15 protein-coding genes are annotated in these 18,748 nt (G+C 62.6%); 8 read left to right on the top strand and 7 right to left on the bottom strand.

Going from position 1 to position 18,748, the window contains the following annotated elements:
* The first annotated feature begins 161 nt into the window (after positions 1-161).
* Positions 162-1,127: a bile acid:sodium symporter gene (locus ACFY9W_RS01600; RefSeq protein ID WP_391124853.1), complete on the top strand. Its 966-nt coding sequence runs from the start codon at positions 162-164 to the stop codon at positions 1,125-1,127.
* Between the two features lie 229 nt (positions 1,128-1,356).
* Positions 1,357-1,674 carry a quaternary ammonium compound efflux SMR transporter SugE gene (gene sugE, locus ACFY9W_RS01595; RefSeq protein WP_391124850.1) on the top strand — a complete coding sequence of 106 codons (318 nt, stop codon included), beginning with the start codon at positions 1,357-1,359 and terminating at the stop codon, positions 1,672-1,674.
* Positions 1,675-1,683: 9 nt separating this feature from the next.
* Here the strand turns inward: sugE and ACFY9W_RS01590 are convergent, their stop codons facing one another.
* The 4 genes from ACFY9W_RS01590 to ACFY9W_RS01575 all read right to left on the bottom strand — a co-directional run bounded on the left by ACFY9W_RS01590 (position 1,684) and on the right by ACFY9W_RS01575 (position 6,743).
* Positions 1,684-3,561 (bottom strand): 1-acyl-sn-glycerol-3-phosphate acyltransferase, encoded by a 1,878-nt coding sequence (locus ACFY9W_RS01590; RefSeq protein ID WP_391124847.1) that lies wholly within the window; start codon positions 3,559-3,561, stop codon positions 1,684-1,686.
* Between the two features lie 224 nt (positions 3,562-3,785).
* Positions 3,786-4,619 carry an amidohydrolase family protein gene (locus tag ACFY9W_RS01585; RefSeq protein WP_391124845.1) on the bottom strand — a complete coding sequence of 278 codons (834 nt, stop codon included), beginning with the start codon at positions 4,617-4,619 and terminating at the stop codon, positions 3,786-3,788.
* Between the two features lie 24 nt (positions 4,620-4,643).
* Positions 4,644-5,918, bottom strand: a complete 1,275-nt coding sequence (locus ACFY9W_RS01580; RefSeq protein WP_391124843.1) for an MFS transporter — start codon at positions 5,916-5,918, stop codon at positions 4,644-4,646.
* 93 nt (positions 5,919-6,011) lie between these two features.
* Positions 6,012-6,743, bottom strand: a complete 732-nt coding sequence (locus ACFY9W_RS01575; protein WP_391124841.1) for a UTRA domain-containing protein — start codon at positions 6,741-6,743, stop codon at positions 6,012-6,014.
* Positions 6,744-6,993: 250 nt separating this feature from the next.
* Between ACFY9W_RS01575 and ACFY9W_RS01570 the strand changes: the two genes are divergently transcribed.
* Positions 6,994-8,172: an MFS transporter gene (locus ACFY9W_RS01570; RefSeq protein ID WP_391124839.1), complete on the top strand. Its 1,179-nt coding sequence runs from the start codon at positions 6,994-6,996 to the stop codon at positions 8,170-8,172.
* 233 nt (positions 8,173-8,405) lie between these two features.
* Positions 8,406-11,879, top strand: a complete 3,474-nt coding sequence (locus tag ACFY9W_RS01565) for a NahK/ErcS family hybrid sensor histidine kinase/response regulator (RefSeq protein WP_391124837.1) — start codon at positions 8,406-8,408, stop codon at positions 11,877-11,879.
* Here ACFY9W_RS01565 and rmuC read toward each other — a convergent pair.
* Together rmuC and ACFY9W_RS01555 are read right to left on the bottom strand one after the other, a co-directional pair.
* A complete protein-coding gene (gene rmuC, locus ACFY9W_RS01560) occupies positions 11,851-13,221 on the bottom strand; it encodes a DNA recombination protein RmuC (RefSeq protein WP_391125454.1) in 1,371 nt (456 codons plus the stop codon). The genes ACFY9W_RS01565 and rmuC overlap by 29 nt on opposite strands.
* A 259-nt stretch (positions 13,222-13,480) precedes the next feature.
* Positions 13,481-13,894, bottom strand: a complete 414-nt coding sequence (locus tag ACFY9W_RS01555; protein ID WP_391124834.1) for a tetratricopeptide repeat protein — start codon at positions 13,892-13,894, stop codon at positions 13,481-13,483.
* Positions 13,895-14,841: 947 nt separating this feature from the next.
* On the opposite strand from ACFY9W_RS01555, the gene ACFY9W_RS01550 reads away from it, so the two are divergent.
* The 3 genes from ACFY9W_RS01550 (at position 14,842) to ACFY9W_RS01540 (ending at position 17,235) form a co-directional block, all read left to right on the top strand.
* Positions 14,842-15,066 (top strand): hypothetical protein, encoded by a 225-nt coding sequence (locus ACFY9W_RS01550; RefSeq protein ID WP_264309910.1) that lies wholly within the window; start codon positions 14,842-14,844, stop codon positions 15,064-15,066.
* 249 nt (positions 15,067-15,315) lie between these two features.
* Complete coding sequence (locus tag ACFY9W_RS01545; protein ID WP_391124830.1) at positions 15,316-15,798, top strand: hypothetical protein; 483 nt, start codon at positions 15,316-15,318, stop codon at positions 15,796-15,798.
* A 147-nt stretch (positions 15,799-15,945) separates the two neighbouring features.
* A complete protein-coding gene (locus ACFY9W_RS01540) occupies positions 15,946-17,235 on the top strand; it encodes an outer membrane protein transport protein (RefSeq protein WP_391124827.1) in 1,290 nt (429 codons plus the stop codon).
* Between the two features lie 42 nt (positions 17,236-17,277).
* Here the strand turns inward: ACFY9W_RS01540 and ACFY9W_RS01535 are convergent, their stop codons facing one another.
* Positions 17,278-18,207 (bottom strand): LysR substrate-binding domain-containing protein, encoded by a 930-nt coding sequence (locus ACFY9W_RS01535; RefSeq protein WP_391124825.1) that lies wholly within the window; start codon positions 18,205-18,207, stop codon positions 17,278-17,280.
* 115 nt (positions 18,208-18,322) lie between these two features.
* On the opposite strand from ACFY9W_RS01535, the gene ACFY9W_RS01530 reads away from it, so the two are divergent.
* Positions 18,323-18,583 carry a DUF2798 domain-containing protein gene (locus ACFY9W_RS01530; RefSeq protein WP_391124822.1) on the top strand — a complete coding sequence of 87 codons (261 nt, stop codon included), beginning with the start codon at positions 18,323-18,325 and terminating at the stop codon, positions 18,581-18,583.
* Positions 18,584-18,748: the final 165 nt, after the last annotated feature.

Genomic DNA, 18,748 nt, shown 5'->3' with positions numbered 1-18,748 from the left:
CCTGAGAGTGAGTTTTCGCCAGTACCGGCCTCTTCGCGGGCAAGCCCGCTCCCACAGGCTCCCCACAGAATCTGAAGACTGTGCAATACCTGTGGGAGCGGGCTTGCCCGCGAAGAGGCCAGTGAAACTCTTGAGCCTATAAATAGAAAAGGAATTGCCCCATGCGTGCCCTCGCCGCCCTCAGCCGCTTCGTCGGCAATACCTTTGCCCTGTGGGTGCTGGTATTTGCCGTGCTCGCCTTCCTGCAACCGCAATGGTTCATCGCGCTCAAGGTCGCCATCGTGCCGCTGCTGGGCCTGGTGATGTTCGGCATGGGCCTCACCCTCAAACTGGACGACTTCGCCGCCCTCGCCCGCCAGCCCTGGCGGGTGATGCTGGGGGTGGTCGCGCACTTCGTGATCATGCCGGGCATGGCCTGGCTGCTGTGCCAACTGTTCCACCTGCCACCGGAAATTGCCGTGGGCGTGATCCTGGTTGGCTGCTGCCCGAGCGGCACGGCGTCGAACGTGATGGTATGGCTGTCCCGCGGGGACCTGGCGCTGGCAGTGGCAATCGCTGCGGTCACCACCCTGCTGGCCCCGCTGCTGACCCCGGCGCTGATCTGGTTCCTGGCCTCGGCCTGGTTGCCGGTGTCCTTCATGGACATGTTCTGGTCGATCCTGCAGCTGGTGATGCTGCCGATCGTGCTCGGCGTCGTGGCCCAGCGCTTGCTCGGCGCCCGGGTGCAGGCGGCGGTGCAGGTGCTACCGCTGGTGTCGGTGGTGAGCATCGTGATGATCGTGTGCGCAGTGGTCGCGGCCAGCCAGGCGAAGATCGCCGAGTCAGGGCTGCTGATCATGGCGGTGGTAATGCTGCACAACAGCTTCGGCTATTTGCTGGGGTACCTGACCGGCAAGCTGTGCAAGCTGCCGCTGGCCCAGCGCAAGTCGCTGGCGCTGGAGGTGGGCATGCAGAATTCCGGGCTGGGGGCAGCATTGGCGGCGGCACACTTTTCGCCGCTGGCGGCAGTGCCGAGTGCGTTGTTCAGTGTTTGGCACAATATTTCCGGGGCGCTGCTGTCGACCTGGTTCCGGCGGATGGGTGAGGCTGGGGTTGAAGCTGAACAGGTGGAGCCAGCCAGGCATTGATGCAGGCTTTGCCGGCCTCTTCGCGGGCACGCCCGCTCCCACAGGGATCGCACAATGTTCAGCCCTGTGGGAATCCTGTGGGAGCGGGCGTGCCCGCGAAGAGGCCCTTACAGGCTTGCCCAGAACCTTCCAGCTGGGCACTATATTGCCCACTGTGAGGACGACCTCACGACGCACCGCGTGACCACTCAGGGGACGGCCCCATCATTCAAACGATGGAGACACACCTATGTCCTGGATCATCCTGTTCTTCGCCGGCCTGTTCGAGGTCGGCTGGGCCGTTGGCCTGAAGTACACCGACGGCTTCAGCAAGCCGATTCCTACCGTGCTTACTGTCGGTGCCATGGTCATCAGCCTTGGCCTGCTGGGCCTGGCCATGAAAGAGCTGCCGCTGGGCACCGCTTATGCCATCTGGACTGGCGTTGGCGCAGTTGGCACGGTCATCGCCGGCATCATCCTGTTCGGCGAGTCCATGGCGCTGATACGGCTGGTCAGTGTGGCGCTGATCGTCTGCGGCCTTGTCGGCCTGAAAGTCAGCGCCAGCTGACCACTCCCCCTAGCGCAGGTCACCGCGCAGGCGGCTGACCTGCTCGCGCAACAATTCTGGCTGCGCCGCCTCCACGGGAATGGCGGCGCCCGCCACGATGGTTACCCTCGACCACAGCCGCTTGAAGAAGCCCTTGGCCGGGTCACGGCTGAAGAAACTCCCCCACAGCCCCTGCAACGCCAATGGGATCACCGGCACCGGCGTTTCCTCAAGGATACGGTTGACGCCGCCCTTGAACACATCGATCTCGCCGTCGCCGGTCAGCTTGCCCTCCGGGAAAATGCACACCAACTCGCCATCGGCCAGGTACTGGGCAATGCGTGCGAAAGCGCGTTCGTAGATGGCGAGGTCCTCATTGCGCCCGGCAATCGGGATGGCGCCAGCCGTGCGGAACACGAAGTTGAGCACCGGCAGGTTGTAGATCTTGTAGTACATGACAAAGCGGATCGGCCGGCGGATCGCCCCGCCCAGCAGCAGGGCATCGACGAATGAAACGTGGTTGCACACCAGCAGCGCCGCGCCTTCATCGGGGATACGCTCCAGGTCGCGATGCTGCACACGGTACATTGAATGGCTGAGCAGCCAGATCAGGAAACGCATGGTGAACTCAGGCACGATCCTGAAGATGTAGGCGTTGACCGCGATGTTCAGCAGCGACACCACCAGAAACAGCTGCGGGATAGTGAAACCTGCCAGCCCCAGCAGGATGATGGTGAGCACCGCCGACACCACCATGAACAAGGCATTGAGGATGTTGTTGGCGGCGATCACCCGGGCGCGCTGGTCTTCGGCCGTGCGGGCCTGGATCAGTGCGTACAGCGGCACGATATAGAAGCCACCGAACACCCCAAGGCCGACGATTGACAGCAGGATCCACCAGGCCTGGCCCATGCCCAGCAGCGTCAACCAGTCGTGCGGGGCCGATGCAGCCGGCACATCGCCGGAATGCCACCACCACAGCAGGCCGAACAGGGTCAGGCCGAACGAGCCGAACGGCACCAGGCCGATCTCCACCTTGCGCCCGCTAAGCCGTTCGCACAGCAGCGACCCCAGGGCAATGCCCACCGAGAACAGTGTCAGCACCAGGGTCACCACCGTGCCATCGCCGTGCAGCCAGTCTTTGGCGTAAGCCGGGATCTGCGTAAGGTAGATGGCACCGACGAACCAGAACCACGAGTTGCCGACAATCGAGCGCGATACCGCTGGTGTCTGGCCCAACCCCATGCGCAGGATGGCCCACGACTGCTTGAAGATATTCCAGTCCAGCGGCATGTGCGGCGAAGCGGCAGCGGCCCGCGGTATCCAGCGGCTGGCCAGGTAACCGAGCACCGCAGTGCCCACCACGCCGCCGGCCACCACCGTGGCGTAGCTATCGGCCGACATCATCACCCCGGCACCGATGGTGCCGGCAAGGATGGCCAGGAAGGTGCCTGTTTCCACCAACCCGTTACCGCCGACCAGCTCTTCTTCGCGCAGCGCCTGCGGCAGGATCGAATACTTCACCGGGCCGAACAACGCCGAATGGGTACCCATGCCGAACAGCGCCACCAGCATCAGCGCCAGGTGGTTGGTGATAAAGCCCAGTGCACCGATGGCCATGATGACGATCTCGGCCAGTTTGATTGCACGGATCAGCGCGTCCTTGGCGAACTTCTCGCCAAACTGCCCGCCCAGCGCCGAGAACAGAAAGAACGGCAGGATGAACAGCAAGGCGCACAGGTTGACCCAGATGGAACGGTCACCGTCGCCCAGGCTGAGCTTGAACAGGATCGCCAGGATCAGCGACTGCTTGAACAGGTTGTCGTTGAAGGCACCCAGCGACTGGGTGATGAAAAACGGCAGGAAACGCCGCTTGCCGAGCAAGGTGAATTGCGAGGAGTGACTCATCGTCCTTGGTCCTGAGGGCTTTTCAATTGGAGGCGCGCCGGGGGCGTCAAGCCACAAATCTGCATGCAAAATGCCTTGGCTGGCAAGCATGGCGACTCAGGTGCCGGCCTGTACTGGCCTCTTCGCGGGCAAGCCCGCTCCCACAGTTACTGCACAAGTCTCAGGGATTGTGCAGTAACTGTGGGAGCGGGCTTGCCCGCGAAGAGGCCGGAACAGGCGTTACATCATTCGAAACCGAACAGTGCCCGGGCAGTATCCACCAACAACGCCTGGCGCAACTGCGCCGTACAGCCCAGCGCCTCGAACTGCTCGACCACGGCACCGAAACTCACCGCCGACTCGTGCTGTGTATGGGGCCAGTCACTGCCCCACATCAACCGCTCGGCCCCGTAATGGGCTTCCAGCGCACACAACGCCTGGCGGGCAAAGACCAGGTTCTCTTGCGGCGAACCTTCCAGCCTGTAGATGCCTGAGACCTTTACCCATACCCTGCCCCGACCACCCAGGGTCAGCAGTTCGGCAAAGCCTGGCTGGCCCAGGCCACGGCGGGCATCAGGCCGGCCGAAATGATCGATGACAATGTCCAGGCCATAAGGCTCTAGCGCCCGTACCAGCGCCGGAATGTCCGCCACATGGCGGTGCAACTCCAGGTGCCAGCCCTGCTCGCCAATACGCTCCAGCAAGGGCCGCCACTCGGCGCCGGCAAGGTCGGGCAACGCCTGGCCCATGAGGTTAAGGCGCACGCCCCTTACGCCTAGCCGGGCCATCTCGTCCAGCGTCTCGCGCTCGACGTCCTGCTCCAGCATCACCACCCCGCGCAACTGCCCCGGCGCCGTTTGCAGGGCACTGAGCAGGTAGCGGTTATCGGTGCCCAGGAAGCTGGGCTGAACCAGCACGCCATGGCTGAAACCATGGACCAGCAGCTGGCCCAGGTAGTCGCCCAGCGGTGCGTCGTAGCTGGGCGCGTAACGCCGCGCACTGGCCAGGTTCAGCCCACGGCTGAACACGTGGGCATGGCTATCGATGGCGGTCAGGTGTAAAGCAGGAGCGTCGGGCATGGTTCTCATACAAACAAGGCAAGGTTACTTGGCGACAGCACCGGCCACTTCAGGCACAGGTGCAGATTCAAGGTTACGGCCACGGGTTTCCGGCAAGCACAGCGCGGCGATAACCGCTACGCCGTAGGCAATGCCGGCGTCGATGCCGATGGCACTGCCCAGCGACATCGACTCGCTCATGTGGCCCACCAGGAACGGGAACACCGCCGACAGCACACGGCCGAAGTTGTAGCAGAAGCCCACCCCGGCGCCGCGCACATCGGCCGGGTAAAGCTCATTGAAGAATGCGCCCAGGCTGGCAGGGATGCCGGCGGCGAAGAAGCCCAGCGGGAAGCCGAGGAACAGCATCTGCGTATTGGTCAGCGGGAAGAATACGTAGGCCTGAACGGTCAGCACGCAACACAGCGCGAACAGCAGGATGTTCTTGCGCCGACCGATGCGGTCGATCAGCAGGCCGCTGACCACGCAACCACACCAGAATGCCAGGATGATCACCGCCAGGTAGCCACCGGAGTTCAGCACCGAGAGGTTGCGTTCGGTCTTGAGGAAGGTCGGCAACCAGGTCATCACCGCGTGGTAACCACCATGGGCACCCAGGCCGAGCAAACCGCCAAGCAGGGTCACGCGTAGCAGTTCCGGGCGGAAGATGCCGGCCATGGACGTGAGGAAGCTGACCGGGATGGCGTTTTCCTTCTGCAGGCGCTGGAAGCTGTCTGGCTCGGGCACGTTGCGGCGTACCCAGATGATCAGCAGCGACGGCAGCAGGCCGACAAAGAACATCACCCGCCAGGCAAACTCCTGTGGCACCAGCGAGTAGATCAGCGTGAACAGCGCCACCGCCAGGCCCCAACCCACGGCCCAGGCGCTCTGCACCGTGCCCATGACCTTGCCGCGGTATTTCGGGTTGATGGTTTCGGCCATCAGCACCGCGCCCGCAGCCCATTCGCCACCAATGCCAAAGCCTTGCATGGCCTTGACGAACAACAGCGGATAAAAGCCGGTGACGAACGCCGAAAGGAAGGTGAAGAAGGAAAACCAGAGAATCATCCATTGCAGGGTGCGCACGCGACCATAACGGTCGGACAAGGTGCCGCCCAGCCAGCCGCCGATCGCCGACGTTACCAGGGTCAGGCCACTGATCAGGCCGGCGTCGCCCTTGGTCAGCGAGAACGCAGCGATCAGCGCGGGGATGGCCAGGCCGAACATCTGCACTTCCAGGGCATCGAGTGACCAGCCGCCGAAACAGGCCCAGAACGTCTTGCGTTCCCGTGAGGTGATCTGGCGATACCAGCTGAACATGATTTTTATCCTTCTAGTTGTGTGTAACGGGCAGGCGAAGCCACTGCGCCGTGGCAGCACGGCGCAGGCAGGTACAAGGGTGACGCGGCCGGCTTAGCGGATGTCGATGCGGTAGCGGAAGTGCTGCGCATGGCCGCGCGAGCGGCGCCATTCAAGCGGCTTGCCAGCGTAGTCCCGGGCCAGACGCTCGATCACCACCACCGGGCTGTCAGCCGGCAGTTGCAACAAACGGCCATGCACCGCGTCGACCGCTTCGGCGGTGAGGGTTTCTTCGGCATAGGCCACTACCTGGCCGCACAGTTCCTCGTAGATCGGGTACAGCAACGGGCCCTTACTGTTCAGGTCCACGTCCAGCAACGGCTGGAAGGTGTGGCGCGGCAGCCAGATTTCTTCGGCCAGCACAGGCTGAGCGCCGAGCAGTCGGGTACGGACAATGCGGATCACTTCGGCTTCCACCGCCAGGCCCAGGGCCTCGGCCACGGCCGATGGCGCCACCAGCGGCTCGATGGAGAGGATGCGGCTTTGCGGCACTACACGCTCGCCATTGGCGGCCTCGAAGCGGAAGAAGCGGAACAGCGAGGACTGGAACTGCGGGCGGCGAATGAAGGTACCGCGGCCCTGCTGACGCTCCAGCACGCCTTCGGCCACCAGCACATCGACGGCCTTGCGTACGGTACCGACCGACATGTCGAACTCGGTAGCCAGGGCAGCTTCGGTCGGGATCGCCTCACCCGGGCGCCAGCGGTTATTGGCGATCTGCTCGACCATGTGGTCGCGCAGTTGTTGGTAGCGGGGCAGTCGAGCATCACCGGTCAATGGGTGCATGGGTCTCGCTCTCGTCTTGTTATATAAACATATATATGAATTTTGCCAGAGTATTCCGCGTGGCTGGCGGGCTGTCAATCCTCCGCCTGTCGAGAACTCCGCGTGGGATTCTTCGCGGGCGCGCCCGCTCCCACAGTCTTCGCATCGGCGCACTAACTGTGGGAGCGGGCATGCCCGCGAATGGCCTGCGCAGCAGGCCGCTGTTGGCATATGCTTGAGCCCGGCAAACCAGAACAACAAGGACGTGGCAATGCTCGCCGCCATCAAACGCTACCCGCACACCGTTCGCCTGCTGCTCACCACCACCTTCACCCTCACCGTCGCCCGTGCCCTCACCCTGCCGTATCTGGTGGTGTACCTGGCCGACAATTTCCAGCTGCCGATCAGCCAGATCGGCCTGCTGATCGGCGGCGCGCTGATCATCGCCTCGCTGCTGAGCCTGTATGGCGGCCATCTGGTCGACACCTTGCGCAACCACACGCTGGTCAGCGCCAGCACCCTGCTGTTCGCCCTGGCCTTCGTCGGCGCTGTCGCCAGCCGTTCAGCGTTGCTGTTCTTCTTGTGCCTGGTGCTGATCAACCTGGCCCTGGCGGTGGTCGACATCGCCGCCAAGGCGGGCTTTTGCGCCTTGCTGCCGGTGGAGGAACGGGCTGAGGTGTTCGCCATCAAGTACACCCTCAGCAACGTCGGCTACGCCGCAGGCCCGTTGCTGGGCGTGGCCATGCTGGAGCTGGACGACCACATGCCGTTCATTGCCTCGGCCCTGCTTGGCCTGGCTATGTGCCTGGCCTACTGGCGCCTTGGCGACCGCAGCCTGGAAGCCGGCGTAGCCGACAAACCCGGTGCCGGTTTCGGCCAGGTGGTCATGGAGCTGGCCCGGGACCGGCGGCTGGTGTGCTTCACCCTGGGCGGCGTGCTGAGCGCTGTGGTGTTCGGCCAGTTCACTGCCTACCTGTCGCAGTACCTGGTCATGACCACCAGCCCGGCCGAGGCCGCACGGCTGGTGGGCTATCTGGTCACCACCAACGCAGTCACGGTGATTGCCTTGCAGTACCTGATCGGCCGGCGTATCAGCCGTCAGCGCCTGATGCCCTGGTTGCTGGCGGGCATGGGCCTGTTCATTGCCGGGCTGCTGGGGTTTTCACTGGCGGGCTCGGTGCTGGCGTGGTGCCTGGCGATGCTGGTGTTCACGCTGGGCGAGATCATTGTGATTCCGGCCGAGTACATGTTCATCGACCTGATTGCACCGGAGCATCTGCGCGGGGTGTATTACGGTGCGCAGAACCTGTCCAACCTAGGGGCGGCGCTGGGGCCGGTGATGGTGGGGTTTGCCCTGGCGCATATGTGGCCGGGGGCGATCTTCTACCTGCTGGTGTTGTCGGTGATACTGGCGGGGGTGTTTTACGGGCTGGGTACCCGCAGGGGTTGATGTTGGCTGTAATGGCCTCTTCGCGGGCACGCCCGCTCCCACAGGGTTATCACGGGCCTCAAGACTTGCACTGAACCTGTGGGAGCGGGCATGCCCGCGAAGAGGCCCGTAAAGGCGGAAGATGAACCCTGCGACCACCTGCCGCTGCGACTATCGTCTGCGCTGACGAAGCGGCGCCTGCGTGCCAGACTGATTGATCGGGACCGCGTTACCTTTTTTGCTTCGGAGTCTTCATGTCGTTGTCCAGCGGGCTGATCGCCGTGGTCGCCCTGGCCTATATGGCCGTCATGTTCGCCATCGCCTTCTATGGCGACCGCCGCAGCACGCCGTTGCCGCCGAAGCTGCGTGCCTGGGTGTACAGCCTGTCGCTGGCCGTGTACTGCACCAGCTGGACGTTCTTCGGCGCGGTCGGCCAGGCCGCCGAACAGCTCTGGGCGTTCCTGCCGATCTACCTGGGCCCGGTGTTGCTGCTGGTCTTCGCGCCCTGGGTGCTGCAGAAGATGGTGCTGATCAGCAAGCAGCAGAACATCACCTCGATCGCCGACTTCATTGCTGCGCGCTACGGCAAATCGCAAACCCTGGCGGTGGTGGTGGCGCTGATCTGCCTGATCGGCGTGCTGCCGTACATTGCCTTGCAGCTCAAAGGCATCGTGCTGGGCGTGAACCTGCTGATCGGCGCCAACGCCGACGCCACCGGCACACGCGTGCAGGACACCGCGCTGGTGGTATCGCTGGTGCTGGCGCTGTTCGCCATCGTGTTCGGTACCCGCAGCCTGGACGTGACCGAGCACCACCGCGGCATGGTGCTGGCAATTGCCTTCGAGTCCCTGATCAAGCTGCTGGCATTCCTGGCCGTGGGCATTTTCGTGGTCTTCAACCTGTATGACGGTTTCGACGACCTGTTCAGCCAGGCCCGCCAGTCGATCCACTTGCAGGACTATTGGCAAGAAACCATCAACTGGCCGTCGATGGTGGTGCAAACCGCCGTGGCGATGATGGCGATCATCTGCCTGCCGCGGCAGTTCCATGTCACCGTGGTGGAGAACATCGAACCCCAGGACATGCGCCTGGCGCGCTGGGTGTTCCCGATGTACCTGGCACTGGCGGCGCTGTTCGTGGTGCCGATTGCCCTGGCCGGGCAGATGCTGCTGCCGGGCACGGTGATTTCCGACTCGTTCGTCATCAGCCTGCCACTGGCCGAGGCGCACCCGAGCCTGGCCCTGCTGGCGTTCATTGGCGGCGCCTCGGCAGCCACCGGCATGGTCATCGTCGAGGCCGTGGCGCTGTCGACCATGGTGTCCAACGACATGCTGCTGCCCTGGCTGCTGCGCCGCAACAACGCCGAGCGGCCGTTTGAAGCGTTCCGCCACTGGATGCTGTCGGTGCGCCGGGTAACCATCGTGGTTATCCTGCTGCTGGCGTATGTCAGCTACCGCCTGCTGGGCTCCACCGCAAGCCTTGCGACCATCGGCCAGATCGCCTTCGCCGCCGTCACCCAGCTCACCCCGGCCATGCTCGGGGCGCTGTACTGGAAGCAGGCCAACCGGCGCGGCGTGTTCGCCGGCCTGGCCGCAGGTATCTTCCTGTGGTTCTACACCCTGGTGCTGCCGATTGCCGCGCATAGCCTGGGCTGGTCGCTGCAACTGTTCCCGGGGCTTGCGTGGCTGCACGGCAACCCGCTGAACCTGCCGATCAGCCCGCTGACCCAAGGCGTGGTGCTGTCACTGGCGGGCAACTTCACCCTGTTTGCCTGGGTCTCGGTCCTGTCGCGCACACGGGTTTCCGAGCACTGGCAGGCCGGCCGCTTCATTGGCCAGCAAACCGCGCGCCCCAGCAGCAAGCCGCTGCTGGCGGTGCAGATCGACGACCTGCTGACCCTGGCCTCGCGCTTTGTTGGCGAAGAGCGCGCGCGCCAGAGCTTCATCCGCTTCGCCTACCGCCAGGGCAAGGGATTCAACCCCAACCAGAATGCCGATGGCGACTGGATCGAGCACACCGAACGCCTGCTGGCCGGGGTGCTGGGCACCTCCTCGACCCGCGCCGTGGTCAAAGCCGCCATCGAAGGCCGCGACATGCAGCTGGAAGACGTGGTGCGCATCGCCGACGAAGCCAGTGAGGTGCTGCAGTTCAACCGCGCCCTGCTGCAAGGCGCCATCGAGAACATCAACCAGGGCATCAGCGTGGTCGACCAGAACCTGCACCTGGTGGCCTGGAACCGGCGCTATCTGGAGCTGTTCAACTACCCTGACGGGCTGATCAGCGTAGGCCGGCCGATTGCCGACATCATCCGCTACAACGCCGAGCGCGGCCTGTGCGGCCCTGGCGAGGCGCAGGTGCATGTGGCACGGCGCCTGCACTGGATGCGCCAGGGCCGGGCGCATTCCTCCGAACGGCTGTTCCCCAATGGCCGGGTGATCGAGCTGATCGGCAACCCGATGCCAGGCGGCGGCTTCGTCATGAGCTTTACCGACATCACCCCGTTCCGCGAGGCAGAGCAGGCCCTGCGTGATTCCAACGAAGGCCTGGAGCAACGGGTGGCAGAGCGCACCCACGAACTGTCGCAGTTGAACCAGGCACTGTCCGAAGCCAAGAGCCAGGCCGAAGCGGTGAGCAAGTCCAAAACCCGCTTCCTGGCGGCTGTCAGCCATGACCTGATGCAACCGTTGAACGCGGCCCGGCTGTTCTCCGCCGCCTTGTCGCAGCAGGCCGAGGGCATGAACGAAGAGGCCCGGCAACTGGTGCAGCACATGGACAGCTCGCTGCGCTCGGCCGAAGAGCTGATCAGCGACCTGCTGGACATCTCGCGCCTGGAAAACGGCAAGATCACCCCGGATGCCAAGCCCTTCGCCCTCAACGAACTGTTCGACACCCTGGGGGCAGAATTCAAGGTACTGGCAGCCGAAAAAGGCCTGGAGTTCCGCCTGCGTGGCAGCCGTTTGCGGGTGGACAGCGACATGAAGCTGCTACGCAGGGTACTGCAGAACTTCCTCACCAATGCCCTGCGCTACGGCAAGAGCCCGATCCTGCTGGGCGCACGGCGCCAGGGCGAGCGCCTGTGGCTTGAGGTGTGGGATCGCGGCCCCGGTATCGCCGACGACAAGCTGCAGGTGATCTTCCAGGAGTTCAAACGCCTGGACAGCCACCAGACCCGCGCCGAAAAAGGCCTGGGCCTGGGGCTGGCGATTGCCGACGGCTTGTGCCGGGTGCTGGGGCACCCGCTGGAAGTGCGATCGTGGCCGGGCAAGGGCACGGTGTTCCGTGTCAGCGTGCCGATTGCGCGTCAGGCTGCCCCAGCGCCAAGTGCCCCGGTTGAGCAGGGTGGCCAGCCGCTGGCCGGCCTGCAAGTGCTATGCGTGGACAACGAAGACAGCATCCTGATCGGCATGAACAGCCTGCTCAGCCGCTGGGGTTGCCAGGTATGGACTGCACGCAACCAGGCCGAATGCGAGGCCTTGCTGGCCAAGGGCATGCGCCCGCACCTGGCGCTGGTGGATTACCACCTGGATGATGGCGAGACCGGCACCGGGCTGATGGGCTGGCTACGTGCGCGCCTGGGTGAACCGGTGCCAGGTGTGGTGATCAGCGCCGACGGCAGCAAGGAAACCCTCGCCACGGTACATGCGTCCGGGCTGGACTACCTGGCCAAGCCGGTCAAACCCGCGGCCTTGCGTGCCTTGCTCAATCGCCATCTGAGCCAGGTTCAGTAAGCGCTGCGTCCGGCACCTCGTCGGAGAGTGCCCGCTCCAGCAAGTCTGCCGGCAGGCTCTTGCTGGCGCGGGCGCCCAGCAGCTTCAGCTGTTCGCTGCGGCTGACCAGGTTGCCGCGCCCTTCGCACAGCTTGTTGCGGGCAGCCGCGTAGGCCTTGTCCACTTGCTGCAGGCGGCTGCCCAGCTCGTCCAGGTCCTGGATAAACAGCACGAACTTGTCGTACAGCCAGCCGGCGCGCTCGGCAATTTCCCGGGCGTTCTGGCCTTGGCGCTCCTGCTTCCACAGGCTGTCGATCACCCGCAAGGTAGCCAGCAAGGTTGTGGGGCTGACGATGACGATCTGCCGGTCGAAAGCTTCCTGGAACAGGTTCGGCTCGGCCTGAAGGGCCGCGGAAAAGGCTGCCTCGATGGGCACGAACAGCAGCACGAAATCCAGGCTGTGCAGGCCTTCGAGGCGGTTGTAGTCCTTGCTCGACAGGCCTTTGACGTGGCTGCGCAGCGACTGCACGTGCTGCTTGAGTGCAACCTCGTCATTGCCAGCGACATACTGCTGGTACGCCGTGAGGCTGACCTTGGCATCCACCACCACCTGCTTGTCGCCGGGCAGCATGATCAGCACATCGGGCTGGAAACGTTCGCCGTCGGCGCTTTTCAGGCTCACCTGGGTCTGGTACTCGCGGCCCTTTTCCAGGCCGGCATGTTCCAGCACCCGCTCGAGAATCAGCTCGCCCCAGTTGCCCTGGGTTTTCTGGCCCTTCAGGGCCTGGGTGAGGTTGGTCGCCTCATCGGAGAGGCGCAGGTTGAGCTGTTGCAGGCGCTCCAGCTCCTTGCCCAGGGAAAAGCGTTCGCGAGCTTCCTGCTGGTAGCTTTCTTCAACGCGTTTTTCGAAGGACTGGATACGCTCCTTGAGTGGGTCGAGCAACTGGCCCAAGTGCTGCTGGCTGGTCTGGGCGAAGCGCTGCTCGCGCTCGTCGAAGATCTTGGTGGCCATGTCGGCGAACTGGGCACGTAGCGTGTCGCGGGCTTCCTGCAGGTCATCCAGGCGTTGCTGGTGGCTTTCCTGCTGCTCGCGCAGCTCGGCCTCAAGGCGTGCGGCCTGCGCCTCCAGACGGCGCAGCTCGGCTTCACGGTTGGCGCGCTCCAGGCTCCAGGCATGCGCAGCGTCACGGGCGTTGTCGCGGTCGATCTGCAGCAGCTCCAGTTCGCGGCCTTGGGCGGCTAGCTGGGCCTGCTTGGCGGCGTTGGCTTCGCTGAGGTCGCTGACTTCATCGCGACTCGCCTCCATCTGCGCCTGCAAGCCAGCCTGGGCCAGCTGTGCTGCGTTGAGGCGCTCTTCGAGCAAGGCCTGCTCGCCTTGTCGTGCGCCCTGGCGGCGTTGCACCTGCATGACCCACCCCAGGCAGGGCAATGCACCTGCCACCAAGCCCAGCAGAATGCTGGCCAGATCCACTGTCATGCTTACCCCGATCGCTCTGTTGCAAATTGAGTGCAGCTTATCAGCCTGGCTGGTGTGTTGCCTGTGCTGGCCTCTTCGCGGGCATGCCCGCTCCCACAGGTATTGCGCCTAATCCAGAAAACGCACGACGCCTGCAGGAGCGGGCTCAGCCAGGAAACCACTGCCGCAACAGCCGCCGCGCCTCCTGCGAGCCCTGCCCCGCTGCCAGCTCCAGCCAGTAGCGCGCCTGCTCCGGCTCGCTGTACTGGCACAGCCGTGCGTACTCCAGTTGCGCCCGGCGGTCCCCGGCACGGGCGGCCTGGCGTAGCAGTTCATGGCCAATACGCCGGTCACGGGCATTGCCGCAATCGCGGCACAGCATCTGCCCCAGGCGGCTTTGTGCAACCACCACGCCCTGGCGTGCCGGTTGCTTCAGCAGGCGCCCGGCCAAGTGCTTGACCTGGGGCTTGTCGCCCAGGCGCGGGCTGTCGAGCAGCCACAAGGCGACTTTCAAGGAAAAGCGTTTTGGAGGAGGCGTCGATGCAGCAGTGCTGGCGAGGTGTTTACTGCGGAACTTCATGAGCAACAGGTTTGGCAACTCGAAAGGCGCGCCACTCTACTCTTTTTTTTCCGCCCCGGCCTGTCGATTTCTGGAGAATTGAAAAAAATTTAAATGATCTTTTCTTGACGTTTTCGAAGGGATGACCAACCGGTCTGTCGGAGCATTTCGATTGTCGGACAGTTCACCGCGATGCTGGCACGCCCGCCCTAGAGCAAACGCTTGGGACAATCCACAGTTCCTGTGGATAACTCGGTGGACAACCCCCTCACACACCCCGCAAAGCCCCGTGAATTGGGGCTTTGTGTCAAACTGACGATTTTTTCACCAGCTAAAAATAGTGTTTTTTTTCATTGACTTAACCGCCCAGTCAAGGCATTGGCAGGGCTTTCGAAGCGTGTTGCCGGCCTGTTACAACCGCTGCCCCGAATGTGAACAAGTGCACCATAAACCGCCATTAGGGTGCACGGATCGGGCACATCAGCCTGGATACGGGCGATTTGCCCCTCTTCACAGCGACGCGAATACACGCCATACTGCGCGGCTCACCTGAACAAACGCAGTGCTTGCCAAACGCTTGCATTTCCAGTAAGGTGCGCCTCGTTAGTACCAAGCTGAAAGTCAATTTTGGCCATAACGTCCTTGCAGACCCGCTCCTCCCAAGAGTGACACTGCTGAAAACAGGACCGGCCCCTTCGATGATTCCCTCGCCAGCCTCGCGCTGTTCAAGCACGAATCACGTGACAGATTGATCAGGATTCCACCCGACGGCCTAGAACCTTGGCCCCGGTGTGCTGCCTGCCTTCCGAAGTACCTACCAGTCAGCCCAAGCGCCCACATTTGATTGCGCTCCCTCTGGCTGCCCTGTTCCAGTCAGGTTCGTTCGTCCCTTAATAAAGGCGTCACTGGAACGTTTCTATCATGCACGGATCATAACCCCCGTGTTTAAAGCAGGAACCTCCAACAATATGCAAACCCATCATCAGATTCAGGCTGCCATTGGCACCCTCTCCCAGGCCTTCTCGCCGTTGAAGTGCCTTATCGTTGCCCCACGCAAGGGCAGCTTCAGCTTCACCCTGGTAGACGAACACGGCGTCGCCTGCCACACCGAGCGCCTGTATCCTGAACAGTACAGCCGCAAAGAACCGCTGCAGGCGGTCATCGCCCGGACCCGCCAGTCGCTCACTGCGTGAGCGGCGAATACTGCGGTATTCAAGCGCTGAATCATCCCGTCGCGAGCCTGCCTGAACGTTCTTGGCGTAATTGCCTTAGGGCATATAGCCCGGTACGTCAGGCAGCAATCGATTTAAAAACAGCTCTTTACACCACGATTATCACACTACACTTCAACTCGAGCGGTGCTTGCCGCTTCCGGCGGGCCTGATCATTCACAAGCTGCCAAGCTCCAGCGCCCGTCCGGCCCTTACCTGCTCGAGGGCATCATGGGTATCGCGGCGAATGAATTGTGTCAGTATGTGATCCGACCCACTCTGGTCTACCTGAACCGTCAATGCGCCAGCGCCGAGGCTTTGTTGCTGGGCATCGCCGCCAGCCAGTCGGCACTAGGTTCAGCCCTGCATGACCGACGTGGGCACGGCCTTTACCGCATTGGCGAACATCGCCACCAGGCACTCTGGGATGACTACCTGGCCCGCGATCCCGACCTGGCCAGCCTGGTACGCGGCCTCGCCAGCCAGCACGCCTTCCTTGGCGGCCCGCACCTGGAGCTTACCGTCAACCTGCGCTACTCCACCGCCATTGCCTGGATGCTCGTCGAAGAGCAGGCCACGCCACTGCCCGCTGCCGACGACTTACTGGCGCTGGCGCGCATCTGGCGACAGATTTTCAACCCCCAGGGTCGCCTGCGCGACTTCACCCACGCCTGGCATACCTGCATAGATCAGAGATTGCCACAGGCATCTTGAGACGCGTCCTACAATAAAACCGGAAAAAAGGGAATTTTGGTCGGATTGTCCTACAAAACCGCTCTAACTCCTGCGATTGAGGCTATAGCGCGGCGCGTGATTTGTTGGTAGCTTTTCGCCCCGGAGATCCCAAGGAGTTTTCTAATAATGAAAAAAGTAATGCTCAAAACCTCCCTCGGCATAGCCGTTGCTCTTGCTTCCAGCCAACTGCTCGCCAGCGGCTTTGCGCTGAACGAACAGAGCATCAGCAGCATGGGGACAGGTTTCGCGGGACGTTCTTCTTCTGCCGAAGATGCCAGCACCGTGTTTGGCAACCCGGCCGGCATGTCCCGCCTCAAACGCGAACAGTTCACCGTGGGCGGCGCCGCCGTCATCGCCAAGTCCGATATCTCGGGCCCAGGCAGCAACCTCGGGGGGGAAACCGATGGTGACATGGTGCCGTTCGTGGGCGTGCCCATGGGTTACTACGTGAAGCCGATCGACGACCACTGGAGCGTAGGCTTCGGTGTCTACGTACCGTTCGGCCTGGTAACCGACTACGGCAGCGATGACGCCGCACGTTACTGGGGCAAGAAAAGCCACGTCGAGGTGGTCACCTTCCAGCCAACCGTCAGCTATGCCTTCAACGACAAGGTCTCGATTGGCTTTGGCCCTACCATCAACCGCATCGAGGGCGAACTGGGCTCGAACCTAGTCAACCCGCTCTCTCCCGGTCGAAATGACGGCGAAGTGAAGATCAAGGGCGACGATGTCGCCATCGGCTACAACGTCGGCATACTGGTTCAGGCTACCGACCGCACTCGCATCGGCCTGACCTACCATTCAATGGTCGATTACAAGCTGGAAGGCAAAACCAAGGTCAACTACTCAGTACCACCGGCAGGCATCAATCTGAATGATGCCAAATTTGACGCGACGCTGAAGATCAAGACGCCAGAATCGGTGGATCTGTCGGTGACTCACGAGCTGGATGATCAGTGGACCCTCTACGCAGGTAGCACCTGGACCCGCTGGAGCCGCCTCAAAGACATCACCGTCAACAATGAACTGCCTGCTCAGCTTGCCGGCAACCCTCTCATCGGCGCGAACTTCGGCACTATCAGCGAAGAGCAGAACTGGCATGACACTTGGGCTCACGCCATTGGCGCGTCTTACAAGGTCAACAAGGAGTGGGTACTGCGTACCGGCTTCACTGTTGACCAGTCGCCGACCAACAACAAGGACCGTTCGCCCCGCATCCCGACTGGCGATCGCAAGATCTTCAGCCTGGGTGCAGGCTGGAGCCCGAGCGACGACATGACAATCGACGTCGCTTACTCCTACCTGTGGGAAGAGGATGTCAAGGTCAACCATGTCAGCGCAACCAAAGGCAGCTACCAGGCCAAGTACGAGAACAGCGCTCACGGTATCGGTGCATCCCTCACCTACCGTTTCTGATTCGTACGCACTGCACAAAAAACCGCCCTTGTGGCGGTTTTTTCATGCCTGTACCTGCCAGCCGTCGCCCAGGCACTCGCGCAGGTAGTCCATGAACACGCGTACCTTGGCGGTCATGGCAAAGCGGTCTGCCAGGCACAGGTAGATATCCATGGGCTCGGTCTGGGCGTAGGCCTGGCCACTGTCGCTGTATTCGAACAACGGCACCAGCGCGCCAGATGCAAGGTGTGGCCGTACGATGAATTCGGCCAGGCGTGTGATGCCGCCATCGTGCAGGGCCATTTGGGTTAGCGCATCGATGTCATCACTGATCAATACGCTGCCAAACTCTGCCTCGAAACGCAGCCCGTCGCGCATGAAGCCCCAGCGCAGAAAACGCCCGTCCACGGGGTAGCGGAATACCAGGCAGCGGTGCTCCCGCAGGGCCTCGGGCGTGGCCGGCACGCCAGCGCTTTGCAGGTAGCCGGGTGAGGCGCAGCAAATGAACGGTATTCGGGCGATGTGCCGGGCCAGTAACTGGTCCTCCAGTTGCGGGGCAATACGCAGGCTGACGTCGACGTCTTCGCGGGCATGGTTGACGCGGCGATCAGTCGTTACCAATTCTATCGAAAGTAGTGGATAGCGGGCACTGAACGCGGGTATCAGCGGCGCCAGAACGTGGCGACCAAAGGCGGAAGTCGAGGCAATGCACAGCCGGCCTTGGGGTTCACTTTCGGGTGTAGTCACTGCCTGCTCGGCCAAAGCCAGGTCGCGCTCTATGTGCTTTACGCGCTCGTAATACTGCGTGCCAGCGGGTGTGAGCGCCATGCTGCGTGTAGTGCGACTGAGCAGGCGCACTTGTAAATGGCCTTCCAGCCTTGCCAGGTTCTGGCTGACGGCTGCCGGGCTGAGGCCCAGATTGCGCGCGCCAGCGGCAATGCTGCCGGCTTCGACAACCTTGATGAAACTGCGGATGGCGTTGAGCAGGTCCATGTGTGAGCCCATGCATTCGTAAGAATCTGTTTATAGAGAACTCAATACGGCTGGTCTACAGTTACGGCCGAACGGCTTGCTAACCTGCGCCTCCACTTACCTTTCAGGAGTTCGCATGAGCAACCTGTCCCAGTCGCGCAGCCGACGCAAACTGCACCCTGGCGCCACACCCTACGTATTCGCGTTCTACATGTCGTCGATCATGGCGCTGTTAATGTGCTTCGTGATCACGGCGGCGAATGCCGGGGTCAACCCGGAGTACCTGAGTAATGTGCTGAAGGCTTACCAGTTGGCGATGCCGGTGGCGTTTGTATGCGTGCTGATGGTCAGGCCGGTGGTGGTGCGGTTAGTGGCGATTACGGTGCATGCAAAGTGAATTAACAACAGCCCCCTCCCGCCCTTGATCTTGATGTGGCTTTTGATCTTGATGTGGCTTTTGATCTTGACCCCCGGTGTCAGGGTAGTTGTCGTGTCCCCCGCTTTTTGAAAAGCATTCCGGGGGCGGCAAGAGTATGGTCATGCCTTTCTATTCCGAAGAACG

It is taken from the genome of Pseudomonas sp. NPDC008258, assembly GCF_042956345.1.
In the GTDB taxonomy this organism is placed as follows: domain Bacteria; phylum Pseudomonadota; class Gammaproteobacteria; order Pseudomonadales; family Pseudomonadaceae; genus Aquipseudomonas.
The sequence above is the reverse complement of the archived record's forward strand: the minus strand, read 5'-3'. Positions and strand labels throughout refer to the sequence as shown.

Excerpts from the sequence above, each read along its gene's own strand:
- ACFY9W_RS01570 (WP_391124839.1), top strand. The coding sequence starts at position 6,994 with ATGCTCGCCGCCATCAAACGCTACCCGCACACCGTTCGCCTGCTGCTC.
- ACFY9W_RS01550 (WP_264309910.1), top strand. The coding sequence starts at position 14,842 with ATGCAAACCCATCATCAGATTCAGGCTGCCATTGGCACCCTCTCCCAG.
- ACFY9W_RS01590 (WP_391124847.1), bottom strand. The coding sequence starts at position 3,561 with ATGAGTCACTCCTCGCAATTCACCTTGCTCGGCAAGCGGCGTTTCCTG.
- ACFY9W_RS01535 (WP_391124825.1), bottom strand. The coding sequence starts at position 18,207 with ATGGACCTGCTCAACGCCATCCGCAGTTTCATCAAGGTTGTCGAAGCC.
- ACFY9W_RS01600 (WP_391124853.1), top strand. The coding sequence starts at position 162 with ATGCGTGCCCTCGCCGCCCTCAGCCGCTTCGTCGGCAATACCTTTGCC.
- ACFY9W_RS01585 (WP_391124845.1), bottom strand. The coding sequence starts at position 4,619 with ATGCCCGACGCTCCTGCTTTACACCTGACCGCCATCGATAGCCATGCC.
- ACFY9W_RS01540 (WP_391124827.1), top strand. The coding sequence starts at position 15,946 with ATGAAAAAAGTAATGCTCAAAACCTCCCTCGGCATAGCCGTTGCTCTT.
- ACFY9W_RS01580 (WP_391124843.1), bottom strand. The coding sequence starts at position 5,918 with ATGTTCAGCTGGTATCGCCAGATCACCTCACGGGAACGCAAGACGTTC.
- ACFY9W_RS01575 (WP_391124841.1), bottom strand. The coding sequence starts at position 6,743 with ATGCACCCATTGACCGGTGATGCTCGACTGCCCCGCTACCAACAACTG.
- ACFY9W_RS01530 (WP_391124822.1), top strand. The coding sequence starts at position 18,323 with ATGAGCAACCTGTCCCAGTCGCGCAGCCGACGCAAACTGCACCCTGGC.
- ACFY9W_RS01565 (WP_391124837.1), top strand. The coding sequence starts at position 8,406 with ATGTCGTTGTCCAGCGGGCTGATCGCCGTGGTCGCCCTGGCCTATATG.
- sugE (WP_391124850.1), top strand. The coding sequence starts at position 1,357 with ATGTCCTGGATCATCCTGTTCTTCGCCGGCCTGTTCGAGGTCGGCTGG.
- ACFY9W_RS01545 (WP_391124830.1), top strand. The coding sequence starts at position 15,316 with ATGGGTATCGCGGCGAATGAATTGTGTCAGTATGTGATCCGACCCACT.
- ACFY9W_RS01555 (WP_391124834.1), bottom strand. The coding sequence starts at position 13,894 with ATGAAGTTCCGCAGTAAACACCTCGCCAGCACTGCTGCATCGACGCCT.